Source organism: Flavobacterium sp. AED, assembly GCF_000812945.1.
GTDB lineage: Bacteria > Bacteroidota > Bacteroidia > Flavobacteriales > Flavobacteriaceae > Flavobacterium.
Genome location: NZ_JSYM01000002.1, coordinates 215,504 through 238,031, shown reverse-complemented (window position 1 = coordinate 238,031; position 22,528 = coordinate 215,504). Strand labels below are relative to the sequence as shown.

The following is a 22,528-nucleotide window of genomic DNA, read 5'->3' as shown; positions in this document are numbered from 1 at the left end:
TAAACGATTAACCAAATAAACAATAAATGAACATACTCGATAAAATTATAGTTGATAAAAAAAGAGAAGTCATTCTTAAGAAATCCATCATTCCCGTTTCGCAATTGGAAGCTTCGGTTTTCTTTGAGAAAAAGACTATTTCATTGAGCGATAATTTAAGAAACAGTACATCAGGAATTATTGCTGAACACAAACGTCGTTCGCCTTCCAAAGCAGAAATAAATTATAGCTTTACTGTTGAAGAAGTGACAAAAGGATATGAAAATGCTGGTGCTTGTGGAATTTCAGTATTGACGGATGGAAAATATTTCGGTGGTTCATTAGACGATTTACTTTTGGCAAGAGCCACAGTCAACATTCCATTATTGAGAAAAGAATTCATTGTTGATGAATACCAAATCTTGGAAGCTAAAGCACATGGAGCCGATTTAATTCTACTTATCGCAGCGGTTTTAACGAGAGACGAAATCAAATCATTATCTGAATTTGCCAAAAGTTTAGGATTGGAAGTTTTACTGGAAGTTCATAATCAGGAAGAACTGGAAAAATCAATAATGCCAACATTGGATATGATTGGTGTGAACAATAGAAACCTAAAAACATTCGAAGTAAGTTTGGATTTCAGCAAGCAATTGGCAGCACAAATTCCAAATGATTTTGTAAAAGTTTCCGAAAGCGGGATTTCATCTGTTGAAGCGATTAATGAATTAAAGCCATACGGATATAAAGGATTTTTAATTGGAGAAAACTTTATGAAAACCGATAATGCCGGTAAAGCTGCAACGGAATTTATTAACCAACTATAAAACAACCTTGTTAGGATTTTAAAGCCTAACAGGTATAAATAAAAAACAATATGAAACTCAAAATCTGCGGCATGAAATATCCCGAAAACATACTCGAAGTAGGTTCGCTCCTACCCGATTATATGGGCTTTATATTCTGGGAGAAATCAGCTCGGTATTTTGAGGATAGTATTCCAGATTTACCAAAATCGATTAAAAAAGTGGGCGTTTTTGTAAATGCCACACAAGATGAAATTCTTGAAAAAATAGCAAAATACAATTTGCAAGCCGTTCAATTACACGGACAGGAATCGGTTGAATTTTGTTTAGATTTGAAAAATAAAATGGATAATTCAATAGAAATTATAAAAGTATTCTCTGTTGATGATTCTTTTGATTTTGAGGTACTTAAACCCTTTGAGGCCGTTTGTGATTATTTTCTTTTTGATACCAAAGGAAAATTACCCGGCGGAAACGGAACCACATTCGATTGGAAAGTATTAGAAAAGTATCCGTCAAGCAAACCATTTTTCTTGAGTGGCGGAATCGGAATTAATGAAATGGACGCCGTAAATGAAATTTCGAAAACCAATTTACCCATTTATGCCATTGATGTAAACAGTAAATTTGAAATAGAACCCGGATTAAAAAACATACAATTATGTAGAAACGTTGCATTGCAATGTCTCTACCAAAAAAAATAAAAAAAATAAAATTATGTCATACAACGTTAACGAAAAAGGCTATTACGGAGAATTTGGAGGTGCCTTCATTCCTGAAATGTTATATCCAAATGTGGAAGAATTACGTCAAAATTATTTAAAAATCACAGCTGAACCAGAATTTCAGGCTGAATTTGATGCCTTACTTAAAGATTATGTAGGCCGCCCTACGCCTCTTTATTTTGCAAAACGGCTATCAGAACAATACAACACTAAAATCTACCTAAAAAGAGAAGATTTATGTCACACTGGCGCGCATAAAGTGAACAATACGATTGGACAAATTTTATTAGCCAAACGTTTGGGTAAAAAACGAATCATTGCTGAAACCGGTGCCGGTCAACACGGCGTTGCAACAGCAACTGTTTGTGCGCTAATGGGACTGGAATGCATCGTTTATATGGGAGAAATCGACATCAAACGCCAGGCACCAAATGTAGCTCGTATGAAAATGTTGGGTGCCGAAGTTCGTCCGGCACTTTCGGGTTCAAGAACCTTAAAAGATGCCACTAACGAAGCCATTCGCGACTGGATTAACAATCCCGTTGACACCTATTATATCATCGGTTCCGTAGTTGGTCCACATCCTTATCCTGATATGGTGGCGCGTTTCCAAAGCGTTATTTCTAAGGAAATCAAAGAACAATTATTAGAAAAAGAAGGTCGTGAAAACCCTGATTATGTAATTGCTTGCGTAGGTGGTGGTAGCAATGCGGCCGGAGCCTATTATCATTTTCTGGATAACGAAGACGTGAATATTATTGCGGTCGAAGCAGCAGGATTAGGAGTCGATTCAGGCGAAAGTGCCGCTACATCAGCATTAGGGAAAGTAGGCGTTATTCACGGCAGTAAAACCCTGTTGATGCAAACTCCTGATGGACAAATCACCGAGCCATATTCTATTTCGGCAGGACTGGATTATCCGGGCGTAGGTCCTATGCACGCTAATTTATTCGCAACCGGCAGAGCGCAATTCATCTCCATTACGGATGATCAAGCCATGCAATGGGGATTGAAATTATCCAAAATGGAAGGACTTATTCCTGCTATCGAAAGTGCGCACGCCTTTGCTGTTCTGGACGAAATGAAATTCAAACCAGAAGATATCGTAGTCATCAATCTTTCCGGTCGCGGTGACAAAGATTTGAATACCTATATCGATTATTTTAAATTATAACAGAAGAATAATTTGGGCGTTACCCTCCCAAAAAAAGTCGGGTCGGGCTGTACACTATATCTTTTTTGTGGTAGAAAAAACCACAAAAAAGGATGCCGTTCCCATCCCTAACGCAAATAAATAACGAGAAAAAATAGTATTATGGAACATATATTCTCTTACGGAACATTACAGTCTAAAGAAATTCAAATGCAGGTTTTTAACAAGCTATTGACTGGAACACCAGACCAACTCAAAGGCTATAAACTAAAAGATCTAAAAATAGAAGAAGAATTTGGAATGGCCGATTATTTTGTAGCAACACCAAGCGAAAATCCTTCGGATGAAATAAATGGTATTGTTTTTACTGTTTCCAGTGAAGATCTGACTAAAGCAGATCAATTCGAATCTAATGCATATAAAAGAGTTCAAATAACATTGAAATCCGGAATAGTTGCATGGATTTATCTGCAAAATTAATAATTGTAAATATAAAAACATGTACCTACAAGGTTTTGAAAACCTATTAGGACAAAAAATAAAACAATGAACAGAATAAATCAAAAATTACAAGAAGACAAAAAGATACTTTCCATTTATTTCTCCGCGGGATATCCTAACTTAAATGATACCGTACAAATCATTCAGGATTTAGAAAAAAGCGGTATTGATATGATTGAAATAGGGTTGCCGTTCAGCGATCCATTGGCTGACGGACCTACAATTCAAGCCAGTTCCACACAAGCGTTGCACAACGGAATGACAACACAAGTTTTGTTTGACCAGTTAAAGGATATCCGTAAAACGGTTTCTATTCCTTTAGTGATTATGGGGTATTTCAACCCGATGTTGCAATACGGAATAGAGAATTTCTGCCAGAAATGTGCGGAGATTGGTATCGATGGATTAATTATTCCAGATCTTCCAGTTGATGTCTATGCTGATGAATACAAAGCTACTTTCGAAAAATACGGATTGAAAAATATATTCTTGATTACGCCACAAACTTCTGACGAGCGTATCCGTTTTATTGACAGCGTGTCCGATGGATTTATTTATATGGTAAGTTCGGCAAGTGTTACAGGATCACAAACTGGTTTTGGAAGCGTTCAAGAAGATTATTTCAAACGCATTGCAGGAATGAATCTAAAAAATCCTCAAGTAATTGGATTTGGAATCAACAATGCCGAAACCTTTAATCAAGCCACTCAATTTGCCAAAGGAGCAATTATAGGAAGTGCTTTTATTACGCATTTAACCGAAAACGGAATTGGAAAAATTGAAGAGTTTGTGAAAGCGATTCGATAAACAACTTCTTTTATATAATATTAAACGGTGTTTAAATGAACTTTAAACGCCGTTTTTTTTGTGGTTTAAACAATTGTACATCTAGTCATTTTATAAGATTATTTTTATATATTAGCGTGACCAATAATACTGAAGTTAATTCGATTTATCTACCCAAATTTGGGATGATAAGTCGAATTAACTTCAAACCTTTATACTAATTGACTAAAATTTTGACGACTATAGATTATGGAAGAAAAATATTTCTGTAGGAATTGCAAAGGATTAAGAAATCACCAAGAAATATTCAAACTAAAAACAAAAGGTGATGAAGGTTATGGATCTTTTCAATGGGTTGAAGATTACTCCATAATTAAATGCATGGGATGTGAAACTGTATCTTTTCTCAAAATGTATGGTGATACATCTATGATTGAATCTGATATTCACGGCAATCCAGATTATTTTTATGAGAATATTATTTATCCGCCATATTTGGAAAAGAGTTACGAAATTGGTTATAAAAGATATCTTCCATTAAGCATTCGAAGTATATATAGCGAAACAATCTCGGCGCTAAAAGCAGATTTACTTATACTTACAGCTGGAGGTTTGCGAGCTATTATTGAAGCATTATGCAATCACTTGAAAATTAGAAAAGATAACTTAGAAGAGCGCATTGATTTACTTCATAAAAAAGGGCACCTAACTTTAAGTGAGTCGCAAAGATTACATTCAGTCAGATTTTTAGGTAACGATGCGTTACATGAAATGGAAAAACCAAAAAAAGAGCATCTTTATATTTTGCTGGATATTGTTAATCATCTATTGACAAATTTATTAATTAATGACAAGATGATTAAAGGTAAAATTGACATGATGATAGAAACGTATGATGAATTTATCAAATTAGTTCAAAATAAAGTCAATAAAGAAATGTTAGGAAAGGAATTGAGTTTGACACAAATATTAGATAAATCAAAAAGATTAATTATTAAGAAAAATTTTCCTGAATTTGAGCAAAAAATAATTGACGAAATCGGCAACGGAACTATTGATTTTATGACAGTAATTAGTGCAGATAAAGAACCTATTTATCAAATTATCAAACAACCCGAATTTACTTTTAATTGGTAAAACCTGTCAGCTCCGCAAAGTGTTCGTCTAAAAATAAATTTCTCGTCAATGCTGGGCATTTTATGATAAAAATATAAGAATACAAGTATATTTTTTTAATAATAAATACACCCGCTCCGCAAAGTGTCCCTGAAAATAAATAAATTTCTAGCAAAGGCTGCGCAAATGTCTCTGACTTTGCGCAATTTTCTGAACCTGTTATTAAAACATAACGTCATAAAGTCTCTGACTTTCATCATCTTAAATTTAAATACATAAACAAGTAATTAAAATCGTTATTTTTATATTAAAAACACGTTAAAATGAAAGAAGGCTATGTAATTAGGGACCAGACTTTACCACATTATATAACGGCAACAGTTGTAGATTGGATAGATATTTTCACTAGACAAACTTATAGAGACAGTATAATAGAGTCTTTGGATTACTGCATAAAAAACAAAGGAATGATTTTGTATGGCTATGTCATCATGAGCAATCACATTCATTTAATCATTCAATCTCATGATGGTAAATTATCAGATTTGATAAGAGATTTTAAAAAATTTACCGCAAAAAATATTTTAGATAAAATCCAAGTCGTACCAGAAAGCCGTAAAGAATGGATGCTGGAACGCTTCAAATTAGCAGCAGAAAAACATACAAGAAACAAAAACTATCAATTTTGGCAATACGGAAATCATGCAGAAGAGATTTATACCAATAAATTTATGTGGTCTAAATTAGATTACATCCATTTAAATCCCGTAAGAGCTGGTTTAGTTGAAAAGGCTTCACAATATATTTATTCCAGCGCAAACAATTACATAAATGATACTGGATTACTACAAATAGAAAAAGCAGATAATCCAATTGTTGATGTTTTAAATCTTAACGTTTTTACAAAGTATAATCAGTATTGAAATAGTATTCAAAAGTCAAAGACTTTTATGACGCAAATAATTTAAATCAGCTACTAAAAATTGCGCAAAGTCAGAGACATTTGCGCAGCATTCACAATAAACACTTCGGAAAGCAAGGACATTTGCGCAGAGTACGCAACAAACACTTCTGCCCAAAAACATGCTCTTCTAAAAAATAAATACACCCTATAATACGGATTGTCCAAAATTTAAAGTTTGTTTTGTACTTTTAAAGCACGCTCATTAACCGAAAAAACTTAAATTACAATAATGAATTATCACTTTAGAAAAGCGGAACTATCTGAAATAGCTCCAATATGGGAAATTTTACAACAAGCTATCCTACGAAGAAAAGAAGACGGCAGTACCCAATGGCAGGACGGTTATCCAAATCCAGAAGTCGTACAAAAAGATATTGAAAAAGGGGAAGGATTTGTTTTGGTTGCAGGAGAAACTATCATCGGTTATAGTGCGGTACTAATCAATGACGAACCTGCTTACGAAAAAATTGAAGGAAACTGGCTGACGAATGGTGATTTTGTAGTATTGCACCGAGTAGCCATTTCTGAAAAATATTTGGGTAAAGGCTTGGCTAAAATGATACTCAAATACATAGAAGATTTTGCGCTAAGCAACAACATCTACAGCATAAAAGCAGACACCAATTTTGACAACATCGCCATGATGAAAATTTTTGAAAATTCTGGTTACACGTACTGTGGAGAGGTATTTTTCAGAGGAAGTTCCAGAAAAGCATATGAAAAAGTCTTAGCTAAACAGGACTAATTGAAATTATGAAAATCTTAGGGTTAAAATTAAAAAACCGCAAATTCACAAATAAAAACAGTTAGCAACTGTTTCGATACTTTGCGAATTTGCAGTGAGTTTTTTTAAAAATAACTTATCTTAAACTGCAGCTTCTTCTTCAGGAGCCGTTTCAAATTCCATGTGATCAACTATTTCTACTGCTGCTTCCGGTTTAGAACCTTTAAGCGCATTGAATCGTTCTAATTGTTCCAGTTCCCCTTCTTCCCCACTGAAATAAGGAAAAACATCCATAATAGGAGATTCCGAAATTGCTGGTATGGTATAGTCACCCATGGTGCCTTTCATTACACTGGTGGTATTATCATAAGCTTCTTTTACATCGTTAGCTTGCACTAATAAATACATATTTGACTTGCGTTCTTTGCCACTTTCTTCATCATACGCCAATAATGAAACTTTGGATCTAAACCAACGATCTGCATTTTCAAAAGGATGAATCTCAGCATAATTAGCTACTTTTATATTCGTGATTTTAAATTCTTCACTGATATAAGCCGACATTTCTTCATTAATTCTGCTTTCCGCTTCTGTATAGGATAACGCATCTACCAAGTACGGTTCTGTCGTAATCTTTTGTCCTCCAGTTTCATCTGTTTTTCTATATTTTACTTTGCATTCATACCAAATTGTGCTCATCTCTTTTTTTTTAAGGATGTCAAAGATAGATTTTAGAGGTACAAAAAATCATCATTCCTAAAATAGATATTCACAATTTTGGAAGAAGAGCAATATTCATATTTTTTAATTTTTTTTAGGTTCATATTTCACTAAAATTTCTTTTTCGACGCATTTTTTAACATAAAAAAATCAATTTTATTATGTTAAAATTATGTTAAAATAAAATTAAACAACTGTTTAAATTAAACACTTGTTTAATTTTGTACAATAATTAAAATGTAATGGGATCAAATACTGATTTTAACGAGAAACAAATCAAAATTCTTCAGGTAGCGGAAATACTATTTGCTGAAAAAGGTTTTGATGGTACGTCAATCAGGAACATCTCAAAAGAAGCAAAAATAAATATAGCGATGGTTTCCTATTATTTTGGATCCAAAGAGCGTTTACTGGAATCCTTAATTTTATATAGAACTTCCGATTTAAAAACCCAATTAGATACCCTAATACAAGAAAAACTTGAGCCTATTGAGAAAATCAATAAGTTAATCGAGCTGTATATTAATAGAATCAATTGCAATAAAGGAATTTATAGAATATTACATTTTGAATTTGCCACTAATAAACGAGATTTGAATTTTCAATCTTTTACTGAATTAAAAAAAGGAAATCTAAAATCCCTTGAAGCTATAATCGTAGAAGGTCAAACGAAAGGCGTTTTTAGAAAAGACATTATCATTCCGCTGATAACTCCAACAATTCTTGGTACTTTTTTTCATTTTCACATGAACAAACCGTTCTTTGAAAATTTACTAAATTTGAAAACCGAAGACTTATACAATAATTACATAAAAACCAATTTGACAAAGCACATCCAACAAACTATAAAAGCCCTTCTAATATATGAAAGTTAGTCAATTAATGCTCTTTGGGATTTTCTTTATAGGAATTTCTTCAGTAGAAGCTCAAGAAAAAACGAGTTTTACCCTCGATGAAGCCATTCATATGGCTTGGTTAAAAAGTAATGAAATTAGTTTAGCCAATACCAAAGTGGCTACTAAAAAATACGAATTACAATCGGTAAAGAACAGTCAATATCCTGATTTAAAAGTTTCAGGACAATATCAAAGATTGGCAAAAGCTTCTATAAACCTAAAAGTTAATAAAAGTAGCAGCGCTGAGCCGATGCCAGTTGTAGATCAATTGATGATTGGTCAGGTAAATGCCAACGTACCGGTTTTTGCAGGTTTTAAAATCCAAAACAGTATAAAGGTTTCTGAGAATTTGTATCAGGCTGAAAATGCAACGGCTTCGCAAACAAAGGAAGAAATTGCTATGAAAGTAATCAATAGCTACGCTAATCTATACAAATCGCAAAAAACCATTGAACTGCTCAAAGAAAATCAAAAAAGTGCACAACAACGTGTCGTTGATTTTAGCGATTTGGAAAAAAACGGCGTAATTCCAAGAAATGATTTACTAAAATCACAATTACAAGTTTCAAAAATTCAATTGTCAATAGACGAAGAAAATAACAATTTGAATATTGTAAATTTTTATTTGGTTACACTTCTAAAATTACCGGTTGAAACTAAATTAGAAATTAGAGAGAGTGATTTTGCTAATTTTCAAATGGACAATATCCCTACTAATGATGAGCCCGCATTACAAAATCGTAAAGATTTAGAAGCTATTCGGTTTCAGGAAAAAGCAAGCAAGGCTAATATAAAAATGGCGAAAAGCGCCTATTATCCTGCTATTTCCCTTATTGGCGGTTATACGGCATTAGACTTAAAAAATGTAGTGACAGTTCAAAACGCAATGAATTTTGGTGTTGGAATTTCCTATGATATCAGCTCTATCCTTAAAAACGGAACTATGGTAAAACTAGCCGAGAGCAAATCATTAGAAGTACAAAATTCGCAAGCCGTACTTACTGATTATATCAAAATGCAAGTTCAAAAAGCGATAGAAGACTACGAATTGGCATTAAAACAAAATGAAGTTTATGTTCAAGCTGTAGAACAATCTACAGAAAATTACAGAATCATAAAAGACAAGTACGACAACGGACTTTCGGATACTAATGATTTACTTGAGGCCGATGTTGAACAATTAGGATCAAAAATTAATAAAGCATTAGCTAAAGCAAATATTATACAGAAATACTACGAATTACTTTCTGTTACCGGACAATTATCTCAATCTTTCAATCTTTCAAAAATATAATCAGCAATCACATGGAAAAGAAAAAAACAAATAAAAAATTTATTATTATCCTAGTGGCTTTGATCGTATTAGGCGGAACTTATGGAACTTATAAATACATGCACTCGTTATCACATGAGCAAACTGATGATGCTCAAATCGAGAAAAACATGAATCCAATTATCCCTAAAGTTTCTGGATATGTAGATAAAGTATACATTAAAGACAATGATTTTGTAAAAAAAGGAGATACACTTTTTACGATCGACAAGAGAGATTATCAATTGAAAATTGACGAAGCAAGTGCTGCATTACTGGCTGCAGAAGGAAATTTTGAAGTTTCAAAAGCAGATATTGGAAGTGCTTTGGCAAACATTTCTGTTTCTGATGCTAATGTACAATCAGCAGGAGGAAATATTGAAACTGCAAAAATTAGATTAGGCAGAATCACTAGTGATTACAATCGTTATGAAAATTTATATAAAAACCATTCGATTACTAAACAACAATATGAGCAAGCTTTAGCAGCAAAACAAGAAGCGGAAAGTCAAATTCGTATTTTGCAACAGCAGGAAAAAGCGAGTTCGTATCAAAAATCAGTTATTGTAGCTAAATCAAAAGTTTCCGATAAACAAACTGAAGTGGCTGCTGCCAATATCAAAAGAGCAAAAGCGATGCTAGATGCTGCAAATCTGAATTTATCTTATACAGTAATAACTGCTGCTATAGATGGTCAGGTTTCAAAAATTGATATTCAACCGGGACAATTGGTTCAACCGGGACAATCCTTGTTTTATATTATCAATAATTCTAATGCTTGGGTAATTGCTAATTTCAAAGAAACACAATTGAACAAAATGATTATTGGACAAAAAGTAACTATCAAAGTAGATGCGTATCCCGATTATGATTTTGAAGGTACATTAACTTCATTTTCTCCTGCAACCGGTTCTCGTTTTTCTATACTCCCTCCGGATAATGCTACTGGTAACTTTGTAAAAACCATTCAAAGATTACCTGTTAAAATCAGTTTGAACACCTCTAATGATGTTGAAAAAATAAAATTATTACGACCAGGAATGAATGTTGATGTTGACGTACATGTAAACTAAAATGGCACAAGCAAGAGTAGAAGATGATTTAGTAGAATATGGTTACAGGCGAGTTCTGATTACGATTACAGCAGTACTATGTGCACTGCTTGAAATTGTAGACACCACAATTGTCAATGTAGCATTAACGAACATGAGAGGTAGTCTTGGAGCAACATTAAATGATGTTGCTTGGGTAATTACTGCTTATGCTATCGCAAATGTTATTGTAATACCAATGACGAGCTGGCTTTCCCAGCAATTTGGAAGACGAAATTACTTTGTGGTTTCTATTATTATTTTTACAGTTTCCTCCTTTTTGTGTGGTAATGCCAATAATATATGGGAACTTATCATTTTTAGGTTTATTCAAGGACTTGGTGGTGGTGCATTATTAGTTACAGCACAAACTATTATAACCGAGAGTTATCCAGTTGCAAAACGTGGAATGGCTCAGGCAATTTATGGAATGGGCGTAATTGTAGGTCCTACTTTGGGGCCGCCATTAGGAGGTTATCTTGTTGATAATTTTTCTTGGCCTTATATATTTTACATCAATATTCCACTTGGTATAATTGCTACTATTCTAGCATTGAGCTTTGTAAGAAGCCCTAAATTTGGTGAAAAATTAAAAGCCAAACAGGTCGATTGGTTGGGAATTTTCCTTTTGACTGCTTTCATTGGTTCATTACAATTTGTTTTAGAACATGGACAACAAGATGACTGGTTCAATGATAAGGTAATTACATTTTTGAGTGTTGTATCCGTTTTTGGCTTGATTTTGTTTATATGGAGAGAGTTAACCTATAAGCATCCAATAGTAAACCTGAGTGTTTTAAAAGACGGAAACCTACGAATTGGAACCTTAATGTGTTTTATACTAGGATTTGGACTTTATGGTTCTACTCTAATCATCCCCATTTATACACAATCCATTTTAGGATGGACTGCTACTGATGCTGGTTTATTACTTATTCCGGGTTCCATCACAACCGCTATTATGATGCCAATTATTGGTAAATTAATTCAAAGAGGAGTTCCCCAAGGTTATATGGTAGGTATTGGTTTTTTGATTTTCTTTTTCTTTACACTGATGATGCACAATAATATGACTCCTAATACAGGTGTTGAGCATTTATATTGGTCTTTAATTTTAAGAGGAATTGGATTAGGATTGCTTTTTGTACCTATAACCACTTTATCGCTTTCAACTTTAAAAGGGAAAAATATTGGTGAAGGAGCTGCTTTTACCGGAATGATGCGACAATTAGGAGGTTCTTTTGGTATAGCTATAATCACTACTTTTATCACTAGATTCAGTCAAGAACATCGGGTGAATTTGGTTTCACATTTAGACGGAAGCAGATTAGAAGTACAACAACGCGTAATGATGTTGCAGAAAGGTTTTATGTCAAAAGGATTTACTGCTAACGAATCTTTGAAAAAAGCGTATCAAGTCATTGATTATTCAGTTATGAAACAAAGTACTGTGCTGTCATACATGGATATTTTTCTTTACCTCGGAATCATGTTTTTATGCTGTATTCCGATAATCTTTCTAATTAAAAAAGGGAAGAACAAAATTAATCCTGCAGATGCAATGCATTAATAGTAAATAATAAAAAATGCCTATTTCATTAATGAAATAGGCATTTTTTATTTTATCGAGGTAATTTATCGGGTAAATACCAAATGATTTCCTTTTGATAAATTAGCATCAAATTGATACCCTTCATAATTGAATCCTTTTAAATCATCAATTGTTTTTGCATTGGTATCAATGATATAACGCACCATCATCCCCCTCGCCTTCTTGGCAAAAAAACTGATGATTTTTAGTTTACCATTTTTATAATCTTTGAATTCCGGAGTAATTACAGGAACTTTCAAGGCTTTGACATCGATCACTGAAAAATATTCAGTACTGGCTAAATTGATAAACAATTCTCCTTTTTTAAGTTCTTTATTTAATGCTTTTGTAACCGTTGTTTTCCAAAATTCATATAGGTTTTTGCTTTCGCCAATGGGTAATTTTGTTCCCATTTCTAATCGATAGGCTTGCATCAAATCCAATGGTTTCAACAAGCCATACAAACCGGATAATATTCTCAAACGATCTTGTAATGTCTCTAATTTTTCTATTGGAATCGAATAGGCATCTAATCCAGTATATACATCTCCGTCAAAAGTAAAAACTGCTTGGCGAGCATTTTCTGTGGTGAAAGGTGTTCTCCATTCTTGATTCCGTTTCCAATTTAAATCAGCAAGTTTATCCGAAATACTCATTAAATCAGACAACTGGGCTGGCTTTTTTTCTTTTAAAACTTTATGAACTTGTCGCGATTCTTTTAAAAAATGGGATTCCGTGTGAAGTGGAGTGGGCAACTCTTTTTCAAAATTTAAGGATTTAGCAGGCGATATAACAATTTTCATACACTATACTCTTTCAAGTTCTTTTATTAATTGTTTCAAAAGTACAAATTGAAAACAACAAAGTAAGAATCTATGAATTGATTTCTTGAATAGTATAATAGAAAATGAAAATTGTTACCAAAATTATTTGTTATTTTTGAGTTTTAAAAGAACACAAAAGACCATTTACTATTATGAATACAATAAAAATTAGAAAGGCCACACTATCCGATCTTGAAGCAATACAAAACATAAGTACTCAAACTTTTATAGAAACTTTTGCCGCTCTAAACACTCCTGAAAACATTGCTAATTATATAAAGGATAGTTTTAATTCTGAACAATTAACTGCTGAATTAAACAATGCAAATTCCCAGTTTTATCTGGCAAGTTCAGACAACGAAATCCTTGGTTATTTGAAAATAAATTTTGGCGATGCCCAAACTGAAACGATAAATAAAAATGCTTTGGAAGTGCATCGCATTTATGTTTCACAAGCTTTTCACGGAAAAAATGTAGGCCAATTATTGATTGACAAAGTAAAAGAAATTGCACAACAAACGGATGTAGATTACATTTGGCTTGGAGTCTGGGAAGAAAATCACAGAGCGCTTAGATTCTATACTAAAAATGGGTTTGTTGAATTTGACAAACATGTTTTCACATTAGGAAATGAAAAACAAACCGACTTATTGATGCAATTTGTAATAAATTAAAGAATAGTAATGAGCCGTAATTTCGTTTTTAGTTCTTGGAAAATTAAAAGAAACCTTCTATATAGATTTGAATTATGCTAAACTCGTGTTATATAAAAGCTGTAAAACTTGTGTTTAAAAAAGTATACGTTTAATTTTGCCAATGCACATTAGCACATCAATTTACATATTTTAAAATGCTTAAAAACACACATTGGGATATTCTTTTATCCAATCAGGTAAACAAAAAAGACTTTATTGAAACCTTGATTTCAGGAGAAGCCAAGGGAGAATTAACTGCTTTTAATGAACTGAAAGGAATGCTTTTTTCTGATATTGCTATTGAAAAATTCATCGAAAAAGAATACCAATACGATACTGTTGAAGCAGCTCCAGAATCAAACCGAAAATTACGTACTTTTTCATCTGGCGAACAAAAAAAGGAATTTTTACGCTATTGCATCAATCAAAATCCAGATTATATCATTTTTGATAATCCCTTTGATCATTTAGACCAATCCTCACGAGTAACCTTACTCGATTCACTCGAAAAATTATCAGCTTCGGTTCGCATCATACAATTGGTTAATCGTACTGCTGATTTGCTTCCTTTTATTCAAAATAAAGCTCAGATAATTGATAATTCTTTTGTTTTAAACAACATTAACACCACTGAAGCCGATCAAAAAAAAGCCGCAACTACTTTAATTCCAAAACCTTTAGAATCTTTTGATTACAAAGAAAGTGTCTTGATAAAAATGAATGGGGTTTCCGTAAGTTATGACGAAAGAAAAATTGTAGACACTATTTCATGGACCATCAAACAAGGCGAATTTTGGCAACTTATTGGTCCAAACGGTTCTGGAAAAAGTACGCTCTTATCCATGATTACAGGAGATAATCCAAAAGGATACGGACAAGAATTATACCTTTTTGGAAGAAAAAAAGGAAGTGGCGAAAGTATTTGGGAAATCAAGAAACAAATTGGTATTTTCTCAACGGCAATGACAAATTTATTCAAAAAGAATCATAGTTTAGAGCAAATGATTCTATCGGGATTTTTTGATTCTATCGGATTGTATACTGAACCAACTACATTACAAAAACAAATTGTAGCCCAATGGCTTGAAGTAATACAGATGAGTCATCTAAAAAAGAAAACGTTCCACCAACTTTCTATTGGTCAGCAAAGAGTAGCAATGATTGTTCGTGCTGTTCTCAAACACCCGCCATTAGTCATTCTAGATGAACCTGTGGAAGGTTTAGATGATGAAAATGTAGCTTTGGTAATACAACTCATCAATGTCTTAATGCAAGAAACTAAAATGACTATTATATATGTTTCCCATCGAATAGAACCGATGCTTGCTCCTACCTCTATTTTCGAATTAATCCCAACGGCAACAGGATCTATTGGCAAAATAAAATTTCATTCAGAACCCAATTAAAACAGCACATACTAATTTTCACGCCAAGTGATTTTTTCTTTAATTTAATGATAAAAATCGTATGAGTAAATCTACTGATTCTAACAGCATTGCTATTGACAAATACCTGGAATCACTTCCCGAGCAGCAGAGAATTGCGCTTGAAAAACTAAGGCAAACCATAAAAGAAATTGTTCCAGAAGCCCAAGAAGTAATTAGTTACCAAATGCCTGCATACAAATACCACGGAATGTTAGTGGGTTTTGCCGCTTTTAAAAATCATTGCAGTTTTTTTCCTTGGAACTCAAAAACGGTTGAACAATTCAAAGAAGAATTAAAAGATTTTAGTCTATCAAAAGGAACCATCCGTTTTACCCCTGAAAAACCAATACCTGAAGCTCTTTTAAAGAAAATTATTGAAGCCCGAATGAATGACAATTTGAGCAAATCCAAAAACTCTTAGTCAATTGCTACTTTATACGTTGGATCTTCCAGAATATTGACATCTATAACCTTATCCGCATTTTTTAGCAATGTTCTACAATCAGCACTTAAATGTTGTAAATGAACAGTTTTATTGAGTTTGGCATACCGTTCAGTGATTTTATTTACGGCATCAATTGCACTCATATCCGTAATTTTGCTTTCTTTAAAATCAATGATTATTTCTTTTGGGTCATTTGAAATATCGAATTTTTCAGCAAATGCTGTTGTTGATCCAAAAAATAAAGGCCCATATATTTCATAATGCTTCACTCCTTTTTCGTCAATATATTTCTTGGCACGAATTCTTTTGGCACTTTCCCAAGCAAAAACCAAAGCAGAAATAATGACTCCAATTAAAACGGCCAAAGCCAAATTGTGTAGTAAAATGGTAATTAACGCAACTACCACACCAACAAAAATATCATGTTTTGGCATTTTATTAATAATTCGGAAACTAGCCCATTCAAACGTTCCAATAGCGACCATAATCATGACACCAACCAAAGCTGCCATGGGCAATTGCTCAATTATTGGAGCTCCAAATAAAATAATCATCAGTATTGTCAACGCCGCAATGATACCAGATAAACGGGCTCTGGAACCTGCCGAAAGGTTCACTAACGTTTGCGCAATCATAGGACAACCACCCATTCCAAAGAAAAAACCATTTAAGATATTGGCACTTCCTTGTGCGATGCATTCCCGATTTCCGTTTCCTTTTGTTTCCGTGATTTCATCAACTAAATTCAACGTCAATAAACCTTCTGTTAATCCAACGGAAGCCATAATTAAAGCATACGGAAATATAATTTGCAACGTTTCTAAATTCACTGGGATTTTTGGAATGTGAAATGGTGGAAAACCGCCACTTACTGAAGCAATATCTTTAACTGTTTTAGTTTCGATACCAAAGAAAAAAACCAAAGCAAAAACAACTATAATCGCTATTAATGAAGCAGGAACAGCTTTAGTAACTTTAGGAAAAAACATTACAATTGCAATTGTCAAAGCAACCAAACCCAGCATAATAAACATGGGACTACCAGAAAGCCAAACACTTTGTCCATTGACAATGGTTTTGAATTGTTCCATTTGTGACATAAAAATGACTACCGCCAATCCATTGACAAAACCAAACATAACTGGTTGTGGCACCAAACGGATAAATTTACCCAGTTTAAAAACACCAACTAAAATTTGTAAAATCCCTGCCAAAGCAACTGCTGCAAAAACGTATTCTAAGCCATTTGATTTCATCAAGGCAATTAAAACAATCACCGTTGCACCTGCTCCTCCAGAAACCATTCCAGGTCTTCCTCCAAATACCGCAGTAATCAAACCCATAATAAAAGCAGCATACAAACCTGTCAAAGGCGGAAAACCGGCCAATATAGCAAAAGAAAGTGATTCAGGAATCATGGTCATGGCCACGGTTAATCCTGCTAAAATTTCTGTTTTATAATTGACTTTTTGTGTGAAATCGAAAAAATTAAAATACTGTTTCATTTTTTTTATGTAGCTATTTGAAAAATAACATCGACTCGAAAGAGTAAAATTTCGAAAAGAAGTCAATAAAACAATACTCAATTGGAAAAATTAAAATTTAAAAATAATAGAAAAAGAGGCAATAATACCCTTTTTAATAAGAGCAGTAAAAGTAAAACTTTTTAGGCGTTGCACAAAACAGAAAATGGAATTGCTTAAATTTGGCAAAAAAACACTTAAAACCTGTTTTTATTTCGATAAAAAATTACACTATGAAATTATTCTTTACTTTTCTTTTTTCAATACTATTGAATGTTGGTTACTCGCAATCAACCAATGAATATTTAGAAAAAATTAGAAATAATGAAGCTGAATTAACCGCTTTTTTTTCTCAAATGCCAAAAGGAGGTGATTTACACCACCACTATTCTGGATCAATTTACGCGGAACCTTTATTGGAACATGCTATTTCCGAAGATTTTTATCTGAATACAGAAACCATGCAAGTGCAGAAAGAAAAACCTTCTACTGGGAACTGGGAACAATTTTCAACGTTAAAAAACCGTGGAGAATTAGATGTATACAAGCAAAAAATCATGCAAAAATGGTCCGTAAAAGATTATAATCATGTTGATTATCCATCGGACAAGTTGTTTTTTGAATCGTTTATGAAGTTTGAACCAGCAATCAGAGGTAATTTTGGACAAGGAATATTGGAACTAAAAAACAGAGCCATTACTGAGAATGTCAGTTATATTGAAACGCAATTATCTACGATTCCTTGTACTATGAACACGGATGATTTGACCCAATTCAATACTCGATTGAGACAATTAGCAAAAGTAAAAGATGAAAAAGCAATTATAAAATCGTTGGATTCTGTTTACAATACTTTACTGCAAAAAGATGCTACATCTTACGCCACTGATTTCAATACAAATTTTGTAGCCAAACTTCATAATGACCTTAAAATTGATGATGCCCGTTTCACAATGCGCTATCAAAATTTTGTATTGCGCTTCATGGAACCCGTTGATTTATTCAAAAATCTGGTAATTGCTTTTATCTCAGCTGATAGCAGTCCACTTATGGCTGGCGTAAACATTGTTTCTCCTGAAGATGGCGAAACATCCATGAAAGATTATTGGTTACACATGGTCATGTTTAAATATTGCCATTCCCGTTATCCAAATGTAAAATACACGCTACATGCCGGTGAACTTACTCTAGGATTAGTGCAACCCGAAGACCTGACTTGGCATATTAATGCTGCTGTATATATTGCAGGAGCAAATCGTATTGGTCATGGAGTGGACATGGCCTATGAGCAAAATTCTTATGATTTATTGCGCTATATGGCTAAAAAAACAATTCCTATCGAAATAAATTTAGCTAGTAACGAATTCATCTTGAAAGTCAAAGAAAACCGCCATCCGTTGCCATTGTATAAGGAATTTGGTGTCCCAATTGTCATCAGTACGGACGATGCAGGAATATTAAGAACCAATATGACAGAGCAATATGTCCTTTTAGCCAAAAGATACAAAGACATAACTTATGCTGATATTAAACAGTTTGTTTACAACAGTATCAATTATAGTTTTATAAAAGACACTTCCGTAAAAAAACAATTGCTTAAAAATCTAGATTCTCGATTCAAAACTTTCGAAGCAAATTATCCTCTAAAAAAATAACTATTCGAACACGTTCAAAATATTTTTTAAAATAAATTAATAAAAAAGCCCCACTTGGGGCTTTTTTATTGCAGTTTAACGGTTTTTCAAAAATAATAAAACTTCTAATTTTTAATTTTAATATATTTGATACTACCTACCTAATTACTATATAGTTACGCCCTTAAAAATCATTTATACATTAGCATTTCTTGATTTAAATTGTTTATTAACAGGATAAATTATTGCACATGAATAAATCTTTAATTTGGTATTTAAGGAGACACCCTATACTATATAAAATCCGATTTAGATTGCTATCTAAAAACGCCTCTATGAATCGGATTGAAAATTTTTGTTACAATCATATCAATAAATTTGCCGATATTCCTCAAATCTATTTTGAGTTAAACCCATTTATTTTTGAAAAAACAAAAGTCGCATTAAGTGATCTTGATAAAGCAAAACAAATAGCTATTTGGCTTAGAAATAATTGTAAAGGCGGACCAGGATTAGGAAAATCATCCACATTGGTGTTAAGAAAAATGATTGGTGGCGAAGGGGGTGTTTGCAGTGATTTTTCGCAAGTATTCAATAATTTTTGTGTCATAAACGATTTAAAAGTTAAAGAGTGGGGATTGAAGATACAATCAAATGACCCTTGCATCAAAGGTGGACATGCCTTTAATGAAATTTATTCCAAAGAATTTCAAAAATGGATCTTAATAGATGTCGCTAAATCTATACTTTTTCATCCTATAAATCCAACAGTTCCATTATCTGTTTTTGATTTAATTCAATCAAAAAAGGAAAATAAGGAAATCTATTTTTCGAGTTTTAATGCAAAAAATACGCTTGACTGTAAAAGAATAACTGCCTTATATTTAACTTCAGATTCTTCTCCTTTTGTAATCACTAATTATTGCAACAAAACGTATGACTCTTGTTTAGACACATTAAAATTTCTTCCGGAGCCTATTATTCATGGATTACTGTTCCTAATTGGGAAAAGCTATGTTTTTGAGTTTCCAAAATATAAATAAATTTCCAAAACATAAATTTGGCTATATTTAGGAATACGAATGATTTTCCAAATTACTATAATGGCTATAGTTTTTGTTTAGAATAATTATTTGACTTCATTAGTTTTGTGTAACTCAAATAAAAACCTAATATTACACAACAAATAGAAATACAGAATGCTTTTTAATTCCTTAAATTTTGCGATATTTTTACCAATAGTTTTTATACTCTATTGGTTCGTCACGAATAAAAATCTAAAGTTACAAAACATCTTACTTTTAGCTTCAAGCTACTTCTTCTATGCTTGTTGGGATTGGAGGTTTTTGTTTCTACTTATTTTCTCCACATTATTAGATTATTATACTGGAATTAAAATGTTAGACGCAAAGAATCAAAATATTAAAAAATTTTGGTTTTGGCTTAGTATATCCGTTAATCTTGGATTTCTAGGTGTTTTTAAATACTATAATTTTTTTACGGAATCTTTTGCGGAAGCAATCTCACATATTGGTTTACAGGTAAATCCATGGACATTGAAAGTAATTTTACCTGTAGGTATTTCATTTTACACTTTCCACGGATTGTCGTATGTAATTGACATCTATAAAGACAGAATAAAAGCGGAAAAAAAATTTATTGACTATGCCGTTTTTGTTAGTTTCTTCCCTTTGTTAGTAGCTGGACCGATTGAACGTGCTACACACCTATTACCTCAAATCCAAAAAAAAAGAGAATTTAATTATGCAAATGCCATAGATGGTCTACGCCAAATATTATGGGGTTTGTTTAAGAAAATTGTCATTGCAGATAACTGCGCACAATTTGCAAATACTATTTTCGACCATTCTGCCGATTATTCAGGAAGTACACTTGTATTGGGCGCAATCTTTTTTGCTTTTCAGATTTATGGTGACTTCTCAGGATACTCAGATATAGCGATAGGAACGGCACGAATATTTGGAATAGATTTATTGCGGAATTTTGCGTTTCCTTATTTCTCAAGAGATATTGCCGAGTTTTGGAGACGCTGGCATATTTCACTTTCTACTTGGTTTAGAGATTATCTATACATTCCATTAGGAGGTAGTAAAGGTGGAACTTGGATGAAAATTAGAAATACATTTATAATTTTTCTTGTAAGTGGTTTTTGGCATGGAGCGAATTGGACATTCATTATTTGGGGATTTCTCAATGCGCTATATATCATGCCCTCCATAATTTTTAAAACAAATAGAAATAATCTTGACATTGTGGCTAAAGGAAAAACTTTACCTTCATTGAAAGATTTATTTTCAATGGGAATTACTTTTAGTTTAACCGTTTTTGCCTGGATTTTCTTTAGGTCGAAAAGTATAGCAGAGGCTTTTAATTATATTTCTGGCATATTTTCAAAATCAATAATAAAAATGCCTTATTTTCCAGGAATTGGAATATCTGTACCAACTTTTGTGTTTCTTTCATTATTTCTAATTGTTGAATGGATTGGCAGGGAACAGCAATATGCAATACAATCACTAGGATACAAATGGACAAAAACCTATAGATGGGCTTTTTATGGTAGTTTAATTTTAGTGATTTTTTATTTCTTTATTTCTTCAGATACTAATCAACAATTCATATACTTTCAATTTTAAAAGATGAAGACATTTATAAAAAACACAATCGCATTTACCCTTTTTGTAGCCTTCATTGCAGTTTTATTACAAATTATAATTTCTTTAAAAATAAGGAATGAAAGCTTAAATTCAATTGATAATCTCGATCAAACATCTAATCTAAATGCAGATTTAATTTTTTTAGGAAGTTCAAGATGCTGGGTACATTTCGACCCCATATTTTTTGATAAAACTTTTAAAATCAGAAGTGTCAATATTGGAGTAAATGGTCATACTGAAATAGCAATTACAATTTTACGGTTAAAAAATTATTTGTCTAAAAATAACCCACCCAAATTTGCCATTTTAAGCTTCGATCCTTTGGTAAATGCGGGTAGTGAAATAGATAATTCTAACTTTTGTGATAAAGATATCTATGCTAGATATTCTTTTTTTCCAAGTAGGAAAAACTTAAATTTTGTCAATTATTTTAAATTCAATTTATCTGAAAAATACATCCCTTTATATTCAATTTTTAAATACAAAATGTTAGACGATTGCTTATCTATAACCCAAAAATACAATATGAATTGTAATCACATTGTGGATAAAGAGTGGGACACTATTCATAATCCAATAACTAATACATTAAAAAAAAGTTACTCGAATAAATTTCAAATTACAACAGTTAATGCATTAGACGAACTAAATAATTTGTGTAAAAAAAACAATATAAAATTACTTTGTGTTCAAACTCCCGTTTATAAATCAATTTACGATGACTTAGCTTTTAAAAACACAGCAATAATTTGCAAAACTCTTAATATTCCTTTTATTGATATTAACAAAGAAACGCTTAGAAACAATATAAAATATTTTTACAGCCCTTCTCATCTAAATAAAAAAGGAGTTCAAGAAATGAACCAACTATTAAAAAAAGATTCAACATTGATTTCATTTTTTAAACATTAACCGACCAACTCCAAAAAATATTTCTT

22 protein-coding genes are annotated in these 22,528 nt (G+C 32.5%); 19 read left to right on the top strand and 3 right to left on the bottom strand.

Going from position 1 to position 22,528, the window contains the following annotated elements; all coding sequences use genetic code 11:
• Positions 1 to 26: 26 nt before the first annotated feature.
• The 8 genes from trpC (at position 27) to OA85_RS10265 (ending at position 6,775) form a co-directional block, all read left to right on the top strand.
• Positions 27 to 806, top strand: a complete 780-nt coding sequence (trpC, locus tag OA85_RS10300) for an indole-3-glycerol phosphate synthase TrpC (protein WP_039109677.1) — start codon at positions 27 to 29, stop codon at positions 804 to 806.
• Positions 807 to 856: 50 nt separating this feature from the next.
• The gene (locus OA85_RS10295) at positions 857 to 1,489 is read left to right on the top strand and encodes a phosphoribosylanthranilate isomerase (RefSeq protein ID WP_039109675.1); all 633 of its coding nucleotides are present in this window, start codon (positions 857 to 859) and stop codon (positions 1,487 to 1,489) included.
• 13 nt (positions 1,490 to 1,502) lie between these two features.
• Entirely contained in the window at positions 1,503 to 2,684 is a 1,182-nt protein-coding gene (gene trpB, locus OA85_RS10290; protein WP_039109925.1) for a tryptophan synthase subunit beta, read from the top strand.
• 141 nt (positions 2,685 to 2,825) lie between these two features.
• The gene (locus OA85_RS10285; protein WP_039109674.1) at positions 2,826 to 3,143 is read left to right on the top strand and encodes a gamma-glutamylcyclotransferase family protein; all 318 of its coding nucleotides are present in this window, start codon (positions 2,826 to 2,828) and stop codon (positions 3,141 to 3,143) included.
• 66 nt (positions 3,144 to 3,209) lie between these two features.
• Positions 3,210 to 3,971: a tryptophan synthase subunit alpha gene (gene trpA, locus OA85_RS10280; protein ID WP_039109673.1), complete on the top strand. Its 762-nt coding sequence runs from the start codon at positions 3,210 to 3,212 to the stop codon at positions 3,969 to 3,971.
• A gap of 228 nt (positions 3,972 to 4,199) precedes the next feature.
• Positions 4,200 to 5,087, top strand: coding sequence for a DUF4145 domain-containing protein (locus OA85_RS10275; RefSeq protein WP_039109672.1), 888 nt, complete (start codon positions 4,200 to 4,202; stop codon positions 5,085 to 5,087).
• A 302-nt stretch (positions 5,088 to 5,389) separates the two neighbouring features.
• Positions 5,390 to 5,989 (top strand): transposase, encoded by a 600-nt coding sequence (locus OA85_RS10270; protein WP_039109671.1) that lies wholly within the window; start codon positions 5,390 to 5,392, stop codon positions 5,987 to 5,989.
• 270 nt (positions 5,990 to 6,259) lie between these two features.
• Positions 6,260 to 6,775: a GNAT family N-acetyltransferase gene (locus tag OA85_RS10265; protein WP_039109670.1), complete on the top strand. Its 516-nt coding sequence runs from the start codon at positions 6,260 to 6,262 to the stop codon at positions 6,773 to 6,775.
• Between the two features lie 120 nt (positions 6,776 to 6,895).
• On the opposite strand, the gene OA85_RS10260 is transcribed toward OA85_RS10265, so the two are convergent.
• The gene (locus OA85_RS10260) at positions 6,896 to 7,453 is read right to left on the bottom strand and encodes a DUF4494 domain-containing protein (RefSeq protein WP_039109669.1); all 558 of its coding nucleotides are present in this window, start codon (positions 7,451 to 7,453) and stop codon (positions 6,896 to 6,898) included.
• Positions 7,454 to 7,716: 263 nt separating this feature from the next.
• Between OA85_RS10260 and OA85_RS10255 the strand changes: the two genes are divergently transcribed.
• Genes OA85_RS10255 through OA85_RS10240 form a run of 4 tightly spaced genes read left to right on the top strand, consistent with a single transcriptional unit; the run spans position 7,717 to position 12,343 of the window.
• On the top strand, positions 7,717 to 8,349 hold the full coding sequence (locus OA85_RS10255) for a TetR/AcrR family transcriptional regulator (RefSeq protein WP_039109668.1): 633 nt from the start codon (positions 7,717 to 7,719) through the stop codon (positions 8,347 to 8,349).
• The gene (locus OA85_RS10250) at positions 8,339 to 9,664 is read left to right on the top strand and encodes a TolC family protein (RefSeq protein WP_039109667.1); all 1,326 of its coding nucleotides are present in this window, start codon (positions 8,339 to 8,341) and stop codon (positions 9,662 to 9,664) included. The genes OA85_RS10255 and OA85_RS10250 overlap by 11 nt, the downstream gene beginning before the upstream one ends.
• An 11-nt stretch (positions 9,665 to 9,675) precedes the next feature.
• Positions 9,676 to 10,755 (top strand): HlyD family secretion protein, encoded by a 1,080-nt coding sequence (locus OA85_RS10245; protein WP_039109666.1) that lies wholly within the window; start codon positions 9,676 to 9,678, stop codon positions 10,753 to 10,755.
• Position 10,756: 1 nt separating this feature from the next.
• Positions 10,757 to 12,343 (top strand): DHA2 family efflux MFS transporter permease subunit, encoded by a 1,587-nt coding sequence (locus OA85_RS10240; protein WP_039109665.1) that lies wholly within the window; start codon positions 10,757 to 10,759, stop codon positions 12,341 to 12,343.
• 65 nt (positions 12,344 to 12,408) lie between these two features.
• On the opposite strand, the gene yaaA is transcribed toward OA85_RS10240, so the two are convergent.
• The gene (gene yaaA / locus OA85_RS10235; RefSeq protein WP_039109664.1) at positions 12,409 to 13,167 is read right to left on the bottom strand and encodes a peroxide stress protein YaaA; all 759 of its coding nucleotides are present in this window, start codon (positions 13,165 to 13,167) and stop codon (positions 12,409 to 12,411) included.
• A 173-nt stretch (positions 13,168 to 13,340) separates the two neighbouring features.
• On the opposite strand from yaaA, the gene OA85_RS10230 reads away from it, so the two are divergent.
• The 3 genes from OA85_RS10230 (at position 13,341) to OA85_RS10220 (ending at position 15,731) form a co-directional block, all read left to right on the top strand.
• On the top strand, positions 13,341 to 13,862 hold the full coding sequence (locus OA85_RS10230) for a GNAT family N-acetyltransferase (protein WP_039109662.1): 522 nt from the start codon (positions 13,341 to 13,343) through the stop codon (positions 13,860 to 13,862).
• Between the two features lie 176 nt (positions 13,863 to 14,038).
• Entirely contained in the window at positions 14,039 to 15,289 is a 1,251-nt protein-coding gene (locus OA85_RS10225; protein ID WP_039109661.1) for an ATP-binding cassette domain-containing protein, read from the top strand.
• Positions 15,290 to 15,350: 61 nt separating this feature from the next.
• The gene (locus OA85_RS10220; protein WP_039109660.1) at positions 15,351 to 15,731 is read left to right on the top strand and encodes an iron chaperone; all 381 of its coding nucleotides are present in this window, start codon (positions 15,351 to 15,353) and stop codon (positions 15,729 to 15,731) included.
• Here the strand turns inward: OA85_RS10220 and OA85_RS10215 are convergent.
• On the bottom strand, positions 15,728 to 17,260 hold the full coding sequence (locus OA85_RS10215) for a SulP family inorganic anion transporter (protein ID WP_039109659.1): 1,533 nt from the start codon (positions 17,258 to 17,260) through the stop codon (positions 15,728 to 15,730). The genes OA85_RS10220 and OA85_RS10215 overlap by 4 nt on opposite strands.
• Before the next feature lie 251 nt (positions 17,261 to 17,511).
• On the opposite strand from OA85_RS10215, the gene OA85_RS10210 reads away from it, so the two are divergent.
• From OA85_RS10210 to OA85_RS10195, 4 genes are all read left to right on the top strand, one after another.
• Complete coding sequence (locus OA85_RS10210; protein WP_052257206.1) at positions 17,512 to 18,933, top strand: adenosine deaminase; 1,422 nt, start codon at positions 17,512 to 17,514, stop codon at positions 18,931 to 18,933.
• Between the two features lie 314 nt (positions 18,934 to 19,247).
• Positions 19,248 to 19,955, top strand: a complete 708-nt coding sequence (locus OA85_RS10205) for a transglutaminase-like domain-containing protein (RefSeq protein ID WP_052257205.1) — start codon at positions 19,248 to 19,250, stop codon at positions 19,953 to 19,955.
• A 156-nt stretch (positions 19,956 to 20,111) separates the two neighbouring features.
• Complete coding sequence (locus OA85_RS10200) at positions 20,112 to 21,569, top strand: MBOAT family protein (protein ID WP_039109658.1); 1,458 nt, start codon at positions 20,112 to 20,114, stop codon at positions 21,567 to 21,569.
• A gap of 3 nt (positions 21,570 to 21,572) precedes the next feature.
• Positions 21,573 to 22,502 (top strand): hypothetical protein, encoded by a 930-nt coding sequence (locus tag OA85_RS10195; RefSeq protein WP_039109657.1) that lies wholly within the window; start codon positions 21,573 to 21,575, stop codon positions 22,500 to 22,502.
• Positions 22,503 to 22,528 lie beyond the last annotated feature (26 nt).

What these genes read in the sequence shown, in the direction of transcription:
- trpA (WP_039109673.1), top strand. Translation starts at nt 3,210, where the DNA reads ATGAACAGAATAAATCAAAAATTACAAGAAGACAAAAAGATACTTTCC.
- OA85_RS10250 (WP_039109667.1), top strand. Translation starts at nt 8,339, where the DNA reads ATGAAAGTTAGTCAATTAATGCTCTTTGGGATTTTCTTTATAGGAATT.
- yaaA (WP_039109664.1), bottom strand. Translation starts at nt 13,167, where the DNA reads ATGAAAATTGTTATATCGCCTGCTAAATCCTTAAATTTTGAAAAAGAG.
- OA85_RS10240 (WP_039109665.1), top strand. Translation starts at nt 10,757, where the DNA reads ATGGCACAAGCAAGAGTAGAAGATGATTTAGTAGAATATGGTTACAGG.
- OA85_RS10265 (WP_039109670.1), top strand. Translation starts at nt 6,260, where the DNA reads ATGAATTATCACTTTAGAAAAGCGGAACTATCTGAAATAGCTCCAATA.
- trpB (WP_039109925.1), top strand. Translation starts at nt 1,503, where the DNA reads ATGTCATACAACGTTAACGAAAAAGGCTATTACGGAGAATTTGGAGGT.
- OA85_RS10270 (WP_039109671.1), top strand. Translation starts at nt 5,390, where the DNA reads ATGAAAGAAGGCTATGTAATTAGGGACCAGACTTTACCACATTATATA.
- OA85_RS10195 (WP_039109657.1), top strand. Translation starts at nt 21,573, where the DNA reads ATGAAGACATTTATAAAAAACACAATCGCATTTACCCTTTTTGTAGCC.
- OA85_RS10205 (WP_052257205.1), top strand. Translation starts at nt 19,248, where the DNA reads ATGAATCGGATTGAAAATTTTTGTTACAATCATATCAATAAATTTGCC.
- OA85_RS10285 (WP_039109674.1), top strand. Translation starts at nt 2,826, where the DNA reads ATGGAACATATATTCTCTTACGGAACATTACAGTCTAAAGAAATTCAA.
- OA85_RS10260 (WP_039109669.1), bottom strand. Translation starts at nt 7,453, where the DNA reads ATGAGCACAATTTGGTATGAATGCAAAGTAAAATATAGAAAAACAGAT.
- OA85_RS10245 (WP_039109666.1), top strand. Translation starts at nt 9,676, where the DNA reads ATGGAAAAGAAAAAAACAAATAAAAAATTTATTATTATCCTAGTGGCT.
- OA85_RS10220 (WP_039109660.1), top strand. Translation starts at nt 15,351, where the DNA reads ATGAGTAAATCTACTGATTCTAACAGCATTGCTATTGACAAATACCTG.
- OA85_RS10230 (WP_039109662.1), top strand. Translation starts at nt 13,341, where the DNA reads ATGAATACAATAAAAATTAGAAAGGCCACACTATCCGATCTTGAAGCA.
- OA85_RS10275 (WP_039109672.1), top strand. Translation starts at nt 4,200, where the DNA reads ATGGAAGAAAAATATTTCTGTAGGAATTGCAAAGGATTAAGAAATCAC.
- OA85_RS10215 (WP_039109659.1), bottom strand. Translation starts at nt 17,260, where the DNA reads ATGAAACAGTATTTTAATTTTTTCGATTTCACACAAAAAGTCAATTAT.
- OA85_RS10255 (WP_039109668.1), top strand. Translation starts at nt 7,717, where the DNA reads ATGGGATCAAATACTGATTTTAACGAGAAACAAATCAAAATTCTTCAG.
- trpC (WP_039109677.1), top strand. Translation starts at nt 27, where the DNA reads ATGAACATACTCGATAAAATTATAGTTGATAAAAAAAGAGAAGTCATT.
- OA85_RS10295 (WP_039109675.1), top strand. Translation starts at nt 857, where the DNA reads ATGAAACTCAAAATCTGCGGCATGAAATATCCCGAAAACATACTCGAA.
- OA85_RS10225 (WP_039109661.1), top strand. Translation starts at nt 14,039, where the DNA reads ATGCTTAAAAACACACATTGGGATATTCTTTTATCCAATCAGGTAAAC.
- OA85_RS10210 (WP_052257206.1), top strand. Translation starts at nt 17,512, where the DNA reads ATGAAATTATTCTTTACTTTTCTTTTTTCAATACTATTGAATGTTGGT.
- OA85_RS10200 (WP_039109658.1), top strand. Translation starts at nt 20,112, where the DNA reads ATGCTTTTTAATTCCTTAAATTTTGCGATATTTTTACCAATAGTTTTT.